The following is a 12,495-nucleotide window of genomic DNA, read 5'->3' on the forward strand; positions in this document are numbered from 1 at the left end:
GCGCCTTCTTAGCGAGTTCCGGGCGGCAGGTCTACGTGCCGTCCCTATTTCCCGTCCTGGCCGAGCAGCCGGGCGACATAGCGGGCAATGAGGTCGATCTCGAGATTGACCCGCTGGCCAAGCTGGGCTTTCCCCAGATTGGTGGCCTCGCGGGTGATCGGAATGAGGCAGATTCCAAACCTGTTGCCGACGACCTCGTTGACCGTGAGGGACACCCCGTCGATCGTCACCGACCCCTTCGAGGCAATGTATTTTGCCAGATTATCAGGGGCTTCGACGGTGAGGCGGAGAGACCCGCCATCCTCGGCAGCGACCACGATCTGGCCAATTCCGTCGACATGGCCGGCCACGATATGGCCGCCCAGTTCGTCGCCGATCTTCATCGGCCGCTCCAGATTGACCGGGGTGCCGATCTGCCAATCCTTGAGGGTCGTGACGGCAAGAGTTTCCTGGGCCGCCTCAAAGGCAAGCCAGCCCTGCCCTTTCTCGACCACGCTGAGGCAGCAGCCGTTGCAGGCGACCGAGGCCCCGAGGGCGATGTCGTCGGTGTCATAGAGGGTCGCGATCTCCAGCCGGCGAACGGCCCCGTCCTGAAGGCTGCGAACACGACCAAGATCCGTCACAATTCCAGTGAACATGCTTTAATTTCTGTATGTTAAATTTGTTTTCTTAAGCGGCAACAGAGGTTGCTCGGCGATACAAAGCAAAGCCGTCGTCGCCACTTCGCTGAGCGGACAGAAGCTCAAATCGCCGTGCCCGGTCAAGCCGCGCCACCGCCATTGGGCCGATGGCTGCCATGCTGTCATTGCCGATCAGCACCGGCGCCTGAAACCAGGCGAGGCGATCGACCAGGTCTTGATTGATAAGACCGGTCGCCACAGTGGCGCCCCCCTCGACCAGCAATCGGGTCAGCCCTCGTTCGCCCAGGACGCGGAGCACCGCGGCTAGGTCAAGAGAGCCGTTCCCCGCCAGGGGGGCGACAAGGATTTCAATCCCGGCATCGCGATAGGGGCGCAAGGCAGCATCCGCCTGCCCTGCCCCGGTCACCAGCCAGGTGCCGGCCCGCGCCAGCTTAGCCGAGAGCGGCAGGCGGAGGCGGGTGTCGAGCACCACGGGAATGGGCGAGCGGCCTTCCAGTCCGGGTAGGCGGCAGGTCAGTTCCGGATCGTCCGCGAGCACGGTACCGGAGCCGACCAGGATGGCGTCATGGTCAGCGCGCAAGCGATGGCCGAGGGCGCGGGCATCGGCCCCGGTGATCCATTTGCTCTCGCCCGTCATCGTCGCGATCTTGCCGTCGAGCGAGGTGGCAAGCTTCAGGGTAACGAGCGGGCGGCCTTGGGCGATGCGGCTGAAGAAGCCGGCATTGAGTTCCACCGCCTCCTCCCGCAGGACGTCGCGGGTGATGGCGATGCCGGCGCGTTCCAGGATGGCAATGCCGCCGCCAGCGACACGGGGGTCGGGATCGTCCGCGGCGATGACGCAGCGGGCAATACCGGCTGCGACCAGCGCCTCGGCACAAGGCGGCGTCTTGCCGTGATGGGCGCAGGGTTCGAGGCTGACATAGGCCGTCGCCCCCTTGGCGGCACTCCCAGCTTCGCGCAGGGCCTCGGTTTCGGCATGGGGGCGGCCGCCGGGCTGGGTGAAACCACGCCCGACGACGCGGCCACCCGACGCTACGATGACGCAGCCGACGCTGGGATTGGGCCAGACCCGGCCCAGCCCGCGACGGGCCAGGCCGAGAGCGGCCGCCATATGGCCGCGATCGAGATCCGGATCCGGCTTAGTCGTTTTCGCCACCGAGCTTGCCGACGAAGGTTTCGAAATCCTTCGCTTCGCGGAAGTTGCGGTAGACCGAGGCGAACCGCACATAGGCGACCTTGTCGAGATTGGCGAGGGCGTCCATCACCGCCTCGCCGATCATCGAGGTCTGGATTTCCGGCTCGCCGGAGCTTTCCAGGCGCCGGACGATGCCGTTCACCACCCGCTCCAGCCGCTCGGCATCCACCGGGCGCTTGCGCAAGGAGATCTGCATCGAGCGCAGAAGCTTCTCGCGCTCGAAAGGTTCACGCTGCCCATTGCCCTTCACCACCACGAGCTCGCGCAACTGCACGCGCTCGAAGGTCGTGAAGCGCGCGCCGCAATTGCTGCATTGGCGGCGGCGGCGGATCGCGGCGTTGTCGTCGGTCGGCCGCGAATCCTTCACCTGGGTATCTTCATTGCCACAGAACGGGCAGCGCATCGGTCCCCCTCTTCCCGTTTAAACCCGCGTCAGTTCGGATAGATCGGGAATTGGCGGCACAAGGTTTCAACTTCCTTGCGCACAGCCTTCTCGATCGTCGAATTGTCGTCGGCATTGACCGCGAGCCCATCCAGCACGCGGCAGATCAATTGGCCAATCAGGCGGAATTCCCCGGTGCCGAAACCGCGCGAGGTACCGGCGGGCGTGCCAAGGCGGATGCCCGAGGTAATCATCGGCTTTTCGGTGTCGTAAGGAATGCCGTTCTTGTTGCAGGTGATGCCGGCATGGTCGAGGGTCAGCTCGGCAGCCTTGCCGGTGAGCTTCTTGGGCCGGAGATCGACCAGCATCAGATGATTATCGGTGCCGCCGGTGGTGACCGCGAAACCACCTTCGATCACGGTTTCGGCCAGCACCTTGGCATTGTCGATGACCTGCTGGGCATAGACCTTGAACTCGGGTTTCAACGCTTCACCGAAGGCCACGGCCTTGGCCGCGATGACATGCATCAGCGGACCACCCTGGAGCCCCGGGAAGATCGCCGAATTGATCTTCTTACCGAGATCCTCGTCATCCGCGAGGATCATGCCGCCACGCGGCCCACGCAGGGTCTTGTGCGTCGTCGTGGTGACGACATGGGCATGCGGGAACGGGCTGGGGTGCAAGCCGGCGGCCACGAGGCCGGCAAAATGCGCCATGTCGACCATGAATACCGCGCCGATCGCATCGGCGATTTTGCGGAAGCGCGCGAAATCCCAGAAGCGCGGATAGGCGGACCCGCCGGCCAGGATCAGCTTCGGCTTGGTTTCGAGGGCCAGCTTCTCAACCTCGTCCATGTCGACGCGCAGGGTCGCCGGGTCGACGGTATAGGAGACGACCTTGAACCACTTGCCCGACTGGTTGGCGGGCGAACCGTGGGTCAGGTGACCGCCGGCCGCCAGATTGAGACCCATGAAGGTATCGCCCGGCTGCAGCAGCGCCATAAACACGCCCTGGTTGGCCTGCGCGCCCGAATGCGGCTGCACATTGGCGAATTTGCAATTGAAGAGCTTCTTGGCGCGGTCGATGGCGAGCTGTTCGGCGATGTCGACATATTCGCAGCCGCCGTAATAGCGGCGCGACGGATAGCCTTCGGCATATTTGTTGGTGAGAACCGAGCCTTGCGCTTCCAGCACCGCCTTGGAGACGATGTTCTCGGAGGCGATCAATTCGATCTGGTCCTTCTGGCGCGTCAGTTCCTGGCCGATCGCCGCGAAGATCTCGGGATCCTGAGCCGCCAGGGGCTTGTCGAAGAAGCCCGGCATCGGCTTGTAATTGTTGATCATCTTGTTCATGTCCTTAACCTTTCCTGGCCATCACGACCCGCTTCCTGGCGCGGCCCAGCCGCGCGGACGCCACAACTCAGCAGCCGAGCTTGGCGACGCGATTTTGGTGACGGCCCCCTTCGAAATCTGTTCCAAGAAACACCGCCAAACAGTCCCGAGCGACATCGACGCCGATCAAACGGGCACCGAAGCACACGACGTTCGCGTCATTATGCTGGCGCGACAGGCGGGCCGAGAGCGCGTCATGGCAAAGCGCCGCGCGGATATGGGCATGTCGGTTGGCAGCGATGGAGATCCCGATCCCGGAACCGCAGACCAGAACGCCACGCTTGGCCTCGCCGGCTTTCAAAGCGGCGGCAAGTTTGTTGCCGAAATCCGGGTAATCGACCGAGGCAGGGCCATCGGTCCCGAGGTCCAACGGCTCAAAGCCAAGCTTTTCAAGCTCTTGCTTCAACAGCGTTTTCAGTTCGAAACCGGCATGGTCGCTGGCGATGGCGATTTTCTCGGCCATGTTAATCAATTCGTCTCCAAAAAACGCCGGAACCCGCCAGAAATCGGCGGGTTCAGGACGGCGCCTACCATATAGCCGGGGCGGGGTCGCCGCCAACCACAAACTATGCCGGGGAATAGCCCCTATTGGTCGCTATCAAAGACCGCCTTGCCGCCCCGCAAAACATACCAGGCGTAAACGAAATCCTTTATGTCCCCCTTTGCGTCCCAACCGATGTCGCCAAATACAGTTGCTACCCGGTTGGCCCGCAGCCAAGCGCCCATAGCGGGTCCGCTTGTGCCCTTGGTCCCCGTGGCAGCCGCCGCGAAGGCCTGGACCGCCGCATAGCCATGCAATGTGTAGCCTTCCGGCTCGAGGCCCTCTGCGCGGAAAGCGGCAACGACCGTTTCCGAGGCCCGCGCATAGCCGGGCCACCCGTCGGTGTAGCGTACGCCATTGGCCGCCGCCCCGGCGAGTTGCCAGAATTCGTCTGTGTTCAGGACGTCCGCCGCCAGCACCTCGGCGTTCGACCCCGACGCTCGTAACGCCTTTACAAAGGCGGCGATCTGTTTGTGGTAGGCGCCGAGATAGATGGCTGTCACGCCCTTCGCCTTGAGTGCCGCAGCCAGCGCGGAAAAATCCGTACGATCGCGTTCAAAGGACTCCCGCACCGCCACGCGTACGGACGAGCCGGCGAGATTGTGCATGATCACGGCGGTGATCTCGGTTCCGTAGGCACGGCCGTCGTCGAGGATCGCAACTGACTTCCACGCATATTTCCGCTTCAGCCAATGCGCTGCTGTGACCCCCTGCCGGTCATCACGCGCGGCTATCCGCAGAACCGTTGCATAGCCGGCAGCAGCGGCTTCTTCGGTCAAGGCCGGGTTCGTGGAGGCTGGCGTGATCTGCAGGACGCCGGCGGCACCATAAATTTTCGATGCAGGGATGGACGAGCCGGAGCAGAAATGGCCGTCGACGAAGGCGATACCGTTGGCTACCAGTTCTTTAGCAATGCGTTCCGCCCGCGACGGGTTGCATTGATCATCATGGATCTCGAGCCGAAGCTGGCGACCGAGCACGCCACCCTTGGCGTTGATGTCGGCAACGGCCTTTTCCGCACCGCGCCGGATCTGTTCGCCGAAGGGCGCGAGGTCGCCGCTCATCGGACCGACGACAGCGATCGCGATCGCCTCGTCCTTCTGCGCCGTGGTCGCGGTCTTGCCGGATTGCGCACAGGCACCGAGGAGGAATGCCAAGCTGAGGAAAGACGTCGCACAGGCGGATTTTACGAAGGCAGCCGTCGACTTCTGCATGATTCCCAGAACCAGATATCCTTAAAAATTGCAAAGACAATAGCAGCCGGAACGGCGCGCGCAAAAGAAAAAGCCCGGGCCGAGGCCCGGGCTTTTCCGCTCGTAACTTAGTGGGCCAAGCTTAGTTCAGGGGTTCCTGAACGGCCTTGCCTTCCTTGTTCCAGACGTACCAAGCGTAGTTGACCTTGGTCAGGTCACCCTTCTCGTTGAAGGAGAGGTCACCGAGCACCGTCGGGATCGGGGCAGCGCGGAGCGCGTCGGCCACCTTGGCACCTTCGATGCTGCCGGCCTTGGTGGCGGCTTCCGCCCAGGCCTGGATGGCAGCATAGGAGTTCAGGGTATAGCCTTCCGGCTCGTACTTGTCGGCGCGGAACGCTTCGACCACTGCCTTGGCGGAGTCGAGATTGACCGCCGAGGCACCGTCGCTGTAACGGAGGCCTTCGCCGGCCGGACCCGAAATCGACCAGAGTTCCGCCGTGTTCATGGCATCGGCCGAGATAAAGTCGGCATTGAAGCCCTGCTCACGCGCCTGACGCATCATCAGGCCGACGTCGTTGTGGTAGCCACCGACATAGACCGCGTCGATAGCGCCGTCCTTCAGCTTGCTGATGAGGGCCGAGAAGTCCTTCTCCTTGGCGGTATAGGTGTCGCGGATCGCGACGGTGCCACCGCTGGCTTCGAAGTTCTTCGCGGTTTCATTGGCGAGACCCTGACCATAGGCCGACTTGTCGTCGAGAATGGCGACCTTCTTGCCGGTATAGGTCTTGGCCAGCCAGGGGCCGGCAAAGATACCCTGCGCGTCATCACGGCCGCAGGTGCGGAAGATGGTCTTCACGCCCTTGGAGGCCGGAACTTCGGTGAAGTCCGGATTGGTCGAGGCCGGGGTGATCTGAACGATGCCTTCCTCGGCATAGACGTCCGAGGCGGGGATCGAGGAACCGGAGCAGAAGTGACCGGCGACGAAGGAAACGCCCTTCTTCACCAGATCGTTGGCAACCTGGACGGCCTGCTTCGGATCACACTGGTCGTCGCCGATTTCCAGCTTCAGCTGGCGGCCGAGCACGCCACCCTTGGCGTTGATGTCGGCGATCGCCTTTTCCGCACCGCGCTTCAGCTGCTCGCCGAAGGCAGCGAGGTCGCCGGTCATGGGACCCGCAACGGCAATGACGATGTCGCCTTCCGCCGGAGCGGGCGCAGGTGTCGCAGCGGCTTCCTGCGTGGTCGAAGCAGCCGGCGCAGCAGCTTCCGTGGTCGTCGTGGTCGATTCGGCGGCAGCTTCTTCTTTTTTCTCCTCACCGCAGGCCACGACCAGCGTGGCTGCGATCGCTAGCGTCGCTAGCGAGAATTTCTTGCTCATGGTGAGCTCCCTCTGTCTCGTTTACCCAGAAACACACGCGGCGGCTGACTGACCGCCGTTCATTTGATGGGTTAGGCCTATTCGCCTGCGCCACAAATTAGCATTTGCCCTGCAACCGTCAAACGAATTGACAGCCCTTGCCGGGGGAATCGCATTCGTTAACCAGCCCGGTCCCGCCAGGAGAGCAGGCCTGCCGGCTCGTAAAGCCAGGGATATTGTGTGACCATCTTGCGCACCAGCGTGATCCGGTGGGCAAACAGGGCGATACCGACGATCACCGCCGCATCCAGGACGTATTGCCACAGGTCGAGCCAGTCACCACCAAAAAGTGCGCCGTCGAGAAACCTGTTGGCCGCGGCAAGGAGCAGACCATAGGCGACGTTCTGCCAGGCCGGCCGCCAGGTTTCGGCGATCGCCTGTCCCATCAGGAACGCGGCACCGCCGAAAATGATGATGGTCAGCAGGATGAAAACCCAGAAATTCATCGAACCCTCATATCCCCGCACGCATCTCAGTGTCCGCCTTCCAGATAGGCGGCGCGCACCTCGGCATTGCTGAGCAATTCCTGACCGGTGCCGGACATGGTTACCACACCGTTCACCATGACATAGCCGCGATGGGCGAGCTTCAAAGCGTGATTGGCGTTCTGCTCGACCAGGAACACCGTCATCTTCTGCTGCCGGTTGATGTCGCGGATGATTTCGAAGATCTGACGTACGATCAAGGGCGCCAGGCCCAATGACGGCTCGTCGAGCAACAGGAGACGCGGCCGGCTCATCAGCGCACGCGCGATCGCCAGCATCTGCTGTTCGCCGCCCGAGAGCGTGCCACCGCGCTGCATGGCGCGCTCCTTGAGACGCGGGAAAATGCTGAACACACGCTCAAGGTCGCCCTCGAAATGCTGCGGCGCCGAGGTGATCGCCCCCATGCGCAGGTTTTCCATCACCGACATGCGCGGAAAGATGCGGCGGCCTTCCGGCGACTGCGCGATGCCGAGACGCATGATTTCATAGGTCGGCATATGGGCGATGTCGCGCCCCTCGAAAGTGATGCGGCCGGAGCGAGCGCGCGGCGCGCCACAAATGGTCATCAGCAAGGTCGATTTGCCGGCACCATTGGCGCCGATCAAGGTCACGATCTCGCCCTCATGCACCTCAAGGTCAACACCCTTCAGCGCCTCGATATGGCCGTAGAAGGTATGAACACCGGAAATTTTCAGCATCGGCGCTTACTCCTGCTCGTCTTCGCCGAGATAGGCGCGAATGACGGCGGGATCGTTGCGAACCTGATGTGGCGTCCCTTCCGCGATCTTGCGGCCATAATCCAGCACGACGATATGATCGGAAATGCCCATGACCACGCTCATATCGTGTTCGATGAGCAGCAGGCCGATGCCCATCTCGTCGCGGATCGACATCAACAGCGCATTGAGATCCGCCGATTCTTTCGGGTTGAGGCCCGCGGCGGGTTCATCAAGGCAAAGAAGAACAGGTTCGGTGCACATGGCGCGGGCGATTTCGAGTCGCCGCTGATCGCCATAAGGTAGGCTTCCCGCCGGCTGATCCGCCACCGCGAGCAGACCGGTGCGCTTCAGCCAATGCACGGCGAGATCGCGGGCTGCCGCTTCCGCGCGGCGGAAATTGGGCAGACCGAAAAGACCGAAAATGGTGTAGCCGGAGGCCAGCATCAGCTTGTTGTGCTGTGCCACCATCAGATTTTCCAGGACCGACATGCCGGTAAAGAGGCGGATGTTCTGGAAAGTGCGTGCCACGCGTGCCTTCTGGCCGATGCGAAAACCATCCATCCGCTCCAGCAGAAATTCCTCGCCATCTTCCCGCTGCAGGCTCAGGCGCCCCACCGTCGGTTTATAGAAACCGGTGATGCAATTGAACAAGGTGGTCTTGCCGGCGCCATTGGGCCCGATGATTCCGGTGATCTGCCGGCGCTTGGCCTTGAAGCTCACGTCGTTGATGGCGATGAGGCCGCCAAAGCGCATGGTGAGGCGCTCGACCTCCAGAAGAGTATCGTCTATTGCCCGCGCCGCCGCCTGCGGGTTTTTCTTGCCCAAGGCGCTGCTCATGCCTGGGCCTCCTTCTTCTTGCCGCGCCTGCCGAACAGCAACAAAGTCGGCTCGCGATAGGCCAGCAAACCTTTCGGCCGCCACAGCATGATCAGCACCATGACGCCGCCGAAGACCAGCATGCGGTAGAGCGAAAGATCGCGCAGCACTTCGGGCAGGCCAATCAGCAGCAAGGCCGCGAGCGCCACGCCCACCTGACTGCCCATGCCGCCCAGCACGACGATCGAGAGGATCACAGCGGATTCGATAAAGGTGAAGCTCTCAGGACTGACGAAACCCTGTCGCGCGGCAAAGAACGAGCCCGCGAAACCGGCGAACATCGCGCCGATGGCAAAGGCGGTGAGCTTGGTATTGGTCGGATTGATACCCAGGGCCCGGCAGGCCGTCTCGTCCTCGCGCAGAGCTTCCCAGGCGCGGCCGATCGGCAATTTGCGCAGGCGAATGGTGACGAAGTTCGTGATCAGCGCCAAAGCGATGATGACGTAATAGAGGAAGATGACGCGGTGCGTGGTGTTGAAGTCGAGGCCGAAGAAGGTATGGAATGTCTCGATTCCAGGCGCCGGATTGCGTTCGAAGGGCAATCCGAAGAAATCGATGCGCGTGATATTGCCGATGCCGTTCGGCCCGCCGGTGAATTCCTGCCAATTGATGAGGACGATGCGGATGATTTCGCCAAAGCCGAGCGTCACAATGGCCAGATAGTCACCGCGCAGACGCAGCACCGGGAAACCGAGTGCCACACCGAACAGGGCCGCCATTGCGCCGGCGATCGGCAGGCTTTCCCAGAAGGTCAGGCCGAGATCGATCGAGAGCTTGCCATAGGTGTAGGCGCCGACGGCATAGAAGGCGACATAACCGAGATCGAGCAGGCCAGCGAGGCCTACGACGATGTTGAGCCCCCAACCAAGCATGACATAGGTCATGACCAAGACGAGGCTGTCGACAACCGCGCGGTCCCCCCAGGGTGTCCACGGCACGATCAGCGCAATCACGATCAAGATCGGTCCCAGAATACGGGAGAGATTCTTGGCAATGTTGGCCTGGCGCGCCTCGGCGGCTTCGCGTACCTCGAGCGTGTGACCGCCTTTGACCTTGGTGCGATGCGCCTTGATGGCGGCGGCGAAAACGAAGATCGCGCCGACGCCGAAGATCGCATTGACCATCGGCTGGTCATAGGGAAGCGGCAGGGATTGATAAAGCGGCGATCCGGCAAGACCCAGGATGGCCGCGGTGAAAAGATAGATCATGGCCAGCCCGCCAAGGACGAAGGGCGGCCACAGCAGGCCGGAACGGCCGAGGACCAGGAGGAAACGCCCGGCCGGAACCAGGACCATGGCCCAGATGACGTCGTCGAAGCGCGTCACATAGCTCATGGTCTGGCCCTGCAGGACCTCGGTCTGATAGCCGACCATCAGGATGCTGAGCATGCCGACCAGAAGCGCCGTCAGGACGGCTTCCTTAGCCGCCTGAAAGAAGATGTTGGTGGGAGCGGTGGTCTGAGAGGTCGCGGCCATGACGTCAGACCTTCTCTACTTCGGGCCGGCCAAGAAGGCCGGTCGGCCGGAAGATGAGCACCAGCACCAGCACGCCGAAGGCGGCGACGTCTTTGTATTCCGCCGAAAAATAAGCCGACCACAGAGCTTCAATGAGACCGATCAGGATTCCGCCCAGCATGGCACCCGGCAGAGAGCCGATGCCGCCAAGGACAGCCGCCGTGAACGCCTTGATGCCCGCATTGAAGCCCATGAAGAAATCGTTGTTGCCCCAATAGAGCGTCACCATCATGCCGGCGACGGCAGCAAGCCCCGCGCCCATGACGAAGGTGAGCGAAATCGTTCGATCCACATTGACGCCCAGGAGCGAGGCCATTTTCATGTCCTGCTCGCAGGCGCGCTGGGCGCGGCCGAGCGAGGTACGCGAGATGAGCAGCGCAAAACCGGCCATGAGAGCGACCGTCAGCAACACGATGATGATCTGCAGATAGCCGAGTTGAACGACGAAGCCACCACCCTCACGCGTCATCAGAGAGACGCCGCCGCGAATAAGGGGCTCAACCGGCTTGGGCCGCGGCCCCTGCACCAACTGCACATAATTCTGCAGGAAGATCGACATACCGATAGCGGAGATAAGTGGCGCCAGGCGCTGCGTCCCGCGCAAGGGCCGGTAGGCGATGCGTTCGACCGACCAGCCATAGGCGGCAGTCAGAACCACAGCCACGATCAGCATCAGCAGCAATTGCAGCGGCACCCACGAGATGCCGAGCGTGCCGCAGATGAGCAGCACGATCATCGCCTGGAAGGCACCGATCATGTAGACGTCGCCATGGGCGAAATTGACCATGCCGATGATGCCGTAGACCATCGTATAGCCGATGGCGATGAGGCCGTAGATGGAGCCCAGAGTCAGCCCATTGATGAGCTGCTGCAGGAAGTATGGGAGTTCGTAATGGACTTGCTGAAATAACTGAATGAGCCATTCCATCTGGCGCGCAAACTCCCCTTACCCCGGCATGCAAGGAATCGGCGATCGGAAAGGGAAATGCTCCAGATATTGGCCGCAGGAAATGAATCCCGACAACCATCGTCCCAGAATGCCTAAAGCCCCCATTCCGGCCGCTTATCGCTGGTCAAAAAAAGGCCCAGCGCCCGTGCAGCTCGTCATTAGGGCGGAACCTATCTCGACACTTGGGGAGCGACAAGGTGTTATTTGTGTTCGCCAGTCGTTCCGCCGGATGAATCCGCGTTCCGCCGGGCGAGAACGAATTCCAGCTTGCGAATGGCGGCCCGCGCCAGATCGGCCTGCAGCGCGGTGGCCGGCCCCATGGTCGTTACCTCAGTCAGGGTCACAGGGTCCATGGCGGACACCCTGACGAATGCGCCAACCTGATGAAATTCGATGATGTAGCCTTCCTGACGCATGTTCCCTGCCCTAGCCGTCGGTCTCCGATCAGGCCCACATGCCTCGCATGCGTCGCCGCGATAGCTCGTCGCGCCCGACATGGCGGCCTTGTGCGCGGCAGCCTGTCACCCGAATATGGTGCATGATATAGCATCCGCCGCCGATCACGAGAATCTGGAGTATTTGCGATGAGTTCCGCCCGAAACGCCGCCAAACCCGAGTTCCAGTGGGAAGACCCGCTGCAGCTCGACGCGCAATTGAGCGAGGAAGAGCGGCTGGTCCGCGACACCGCGCGCGGCTATGCCCAGGACAAGCTGATGCCGCGGATCGTATCGGCCAACCGGCATGAGCGCTTCGACCGCGAAATCATGAATGAGCTCGGCGAGCTCGGCCTCCTCGGCTCCACCATCGACGGGTATGGCTGCGCCGGCACGAATTATGTGAGTTATGGCTTGGTGGCCCGCGAGATCGAGCGGGTCGATTCCGGCTATCGCTCGGCCATGTCGGTACAATCGAGCCTGGTGATGCACCCGATCCATGCCTATGGCACGGAAGAACAGCGCCAGAAATACCTGCCCAAGCTGGCTGCCGGCGAGATCGTCGGCTGCTTCGGTCTCACCGAGCCGGATCACGGTTCGGATCCCGGCGGCATGAAGACCCGCGCCAAGAAGGTCGATGGCGGCTACAGCGTCTCCGGCGCAAAGATGTGGATCACCAATTCCCCGATCGCCGATATCGCCGTGGTCTGGGCCAAGACCGAGGACGACGTCATTCGCGGATTCGTCCTGGAACGCGG

At 62.2% G+C, this 12,495-nt stretch carries 13 protein-coding genes and 1 pseudogene; 1 reads left to right on the forward strand and 13 read right to left on the reverse strand.

What is annotated here, in order from left to right:
* Positions 1–44 precede the first annotated feature (44 nt).
* From ACE3PR_RS11315 to ACE3PR_RS11375, 13 genes are all read right to left on the reverse strand, one after another.
* A complete protein-coding gene (locus ACE3PR_RS11315; RefSeq protein ID WP_374371781.1) occupies positions 45–638 on the reverse strand; it encodes a riboflavin synthase in 594 nt (197 codons plus the stop codon).
* 31 nt (positions 639–669) lie between these two features.
* A complete protein-coding gene (gene ribD / locus ACE3PR_RS11320) occupies positions 670–1,797 on the reverse strand; it encodes a bifunctional diaminohydroxyphosphoribosylaminopyrimidine deaminase/5-amino-6-(5-phosphoribosylamino)uracil reductase RibD (RefSeq protein ID WP_374371783.1) in 1,128 nt (375 codons plus the stop codon).
* Complete coding sequence (gene nrdR / locus ACE3PR_RS11325; protein ID WP_374371785.1) at positions 1,781–2,239, reverse strand: transcriptional regulator NrdR; 459 nt, start codon at positions 2,237–2,239, stop codon at positions 1,781–1,783. Before nrdR ends, ribD begins: the two co-directional genes overlap by 17 nt.
* A gap of 29 nt (positions 2,240–2,268) precedes the next feature.
* Positions 2,269–3,561 carry a serine hydroxymethyltransferase gene (glyA, locus tag ACE3PR_RS11330; RefSeq protein WP_374372642.1) on the reverse strand — a complete coding sequence of 431 codons (1,293 nt, stop codon included), beginning with the start codon at positions 3,559–3,561 and terminating at the stop codon, positions 2,269–2,271.
* A 76-nt stretch (positions 3,562–3,637) separates the two neighbouring features.
* Positions 3,638–4,072 (reverse strand): ribose 5-phosphate isomerase B, encoded by a 435-nt coding sequence (rpiB, locus tag ACE3PR_RS11335; protein WP_374371787.1) that lies wholly within the window; start codon positions 4,070–4,072, stop codon positions 3,638–3,640.
* Between the two features lie 122 nt (positions 4,073–4,194).
* Positions 4,195–5,364: a branched-chain amino acid ABC transporter substrate-binding protein gene (locus ACE3PR_RS11340; protein WP_374371789.1), complete on the reverse strand. Its 1,170-nt coding sequence runs from the start codon at positions 5,362–5,364 to the stop codon at positions 4,195–4,197.
* 121 nt (positions 5,365–5,485) lie between these two features.
* Positions 5,486–6,721 (reverse strand): branched-chain amino acid ABC transporter substrate-binding protein, encoded by a 1,236-nt coding sequence (locus ACE3PR_RS11345; protein WP_374371791.1) that lies wholly within the window; start codon positions 6,719–6,721, stop codon positions 5,486–5,488.
* 158 nt (positions 6,722–6,879) lie between these two features.
* Positions 6,880–7,206: a DUF6867 family protein gene (locus tag ACE3PR_RS11350; protein ID WP_374371793.1), complete on the reverse strand. Its 327-nt coding sequence runs from the start codon at positions 7,204–7,206 to the stop codon at positions 6,880–6,882.
* Between the two features lie 26 nt (positions 7,207–7,232).
* The gene (locus ACE3PR_RS11355; RefSeq protein WP_374371796.1) at positions 7,233–7,943 is read right to left on the reverse strand and encodes an ABC transporter ATP-binding protein; all 711 of its coding nucleotides are present in this window, start codon (positions 7,941–7,943) and stop codon (positions 7,233–7,235) included.
* A 6-nt stretch (positions 7,944–7,949) separates the two neighbouring features.
* Positions 7,950–8,801, reverse strand: coding sequence for an ABC transporter ATP-binding protein (locus ACE3PR_RS11360; RefSeq protein WP_374371798.1), 852 nt, complete (start codon positions 8,799–8,801; stop codon positions 7,950–7,952).
* Positions 8,798–10,315: a high-affinity branched-chain amino acid ABC transporter permease LivM gene (gene livM, locus ACE3PR_RS11365; RefSeq protein ID WP_374371800.1), complete on the reverse strand. Its 1,518-nt coding sequence runs from the start codon at positions 10,313–10,315 to the stop codon at positions 8,798–8,800. Before livM ends, ACE3PR_RS11360 begins: the two co-directional genes overlap by 4 nt.
* 4 nt (positions 10,316–10,319) lie before the next feature.
* Positions 10,320–11,282 (reverse strand): branched-chain amino acid ABC transporter permease LivH, encoded by a 963-nt coding sequence (locus tag ACE3PR_RS11370; protein ID WP_374371802.1) that lies wholly within the window; start codon positions 11,280–11,282, stop codon positions 10,320–10,322.
* Positions 11,283–11,503: 221 nt separating this feature from the next.
* Positions 11,504–11,719 (reverse strand): hypothetical protein, encoded by a 216-nt coding sequence (locus ACE3PR_RS11375; RefSeq protein ID WP_374371804.1) that lies wholly within the window; start codon positions 11,717–11,719, stop codon positions 11,504–11,506.
* Positions 11,720–11,887: 168 nt separating this feature from the next.
* On the opposite strand from ACE3PR_RS11375, the pseudogene ACE3PR_RS11380 reads away from it, so the two are divergent.
* Positions 11,888–12,495: pseudogene (locus ACE3PR_RS11380) on the forward strand (acyl-CoA dehydrogenase family protein); the annotation flags it as partial.

It is taken from the genome of Dongia sp. (assembly GCF_041909655.1).
Lineage (GTDB): Bacteria > Pseudomonadota > Alphaproteobacteria > Dongiales > Dongiaceae > Dongia.

What these genes read in the sequence shown, in the direction of transcription:
- nrdR (WP_374371785.1), bottom strand. Translation starts at nt 2,239, where the DNA reads ATGCGCTGCCCGTTCTGTGGCAATGAAGATACCCAGGTGAAGGATTCG.
- rpiB (WP_374371787.1), bottom strand. Translation starts at nt 4,072, where the DNA reads ATGGCCGAGAAAATCGCCATCGCCAGCGACCATGCCGGTTTCGAACTG.
- ACE3PR_RS11360 (WP_374371798.1), bottom strand. Translation starts at nt 8,801, where the DNA reads ATGAGCAGCGCCTTGGGCAAGAAAAACCCGCAGGCGGCGGCGCGGGCA.
- ACE3PR_RS11345 (WP_374371791.1), bottom strand. Translation starts at nt 6,721, where the DNA reads ATGAGCAAGAAATTCTCGCTAGCGACGCTAGCGATCGCAGCCACGCTG.
- ACE3PR_RS11355 (WP_374371796.1), bottom strand. Translation starts at nt 7,943, where the DNA reads ATGCTGAAAATTTCCGGTGTTCATACCTTCTACGGCCATATCGAGGCG.
- ACE3PR_RS11350 (WP_374371793.1), bottom strand. Translation starts at nt 7,206, where the DNA reads ATGAATTTCTGGGTTTTCATCCTGCTGACCATCATCATTTTCGGCGGT.
- glyA (WP_374372642.1), bottom strand. Translation starts at nt 3,561, where the DNA reads ATGATCAACAATTACAAGCCGATGCCGGGCTTCTTCGACAAGCCCCTG.
- ACE3PR_RS11340 (WP_374371789.1), bottom strand. Translation starts at nt 5,364, where the DNA reads ATGCAGAAGTCGACGGCTGCCTTCGTAAAATCCGCCTGTGCGACGTCT.
- ACE3PR_RS11370 (WP_374371802.1), bottom strand. Translation starts at nt 11,282, where the DNA reads ATGGAATGGCTCATTCAGTTATTTCAGCAAGTCCATTACGAACTCCCA.
- ACE3PR_RS11315 (WP_374371781.1), bottom strand. Translation starts at nt 638, where the DNA reads ATGTTCACTGGAATTGTGACGGATCTTGGTCGTGTTCGCAGCCTTCAG.
- livM (WP_374371800.1), bottom strand. Translation starts at nt 10,315, where the DNA reads ATGGCCGCGACCTCTCAGACCACCGCTCCCACCAACATCTTCTTTCAG.
- ACE3PR_RS11375 (WP_374371804.1), bottom strand. Translation starts at nt 11,719, where the DNA reads ATGCGTCAGGAAGGCTACATCATCGAATTTCATCAGGTTGGCGCATTC.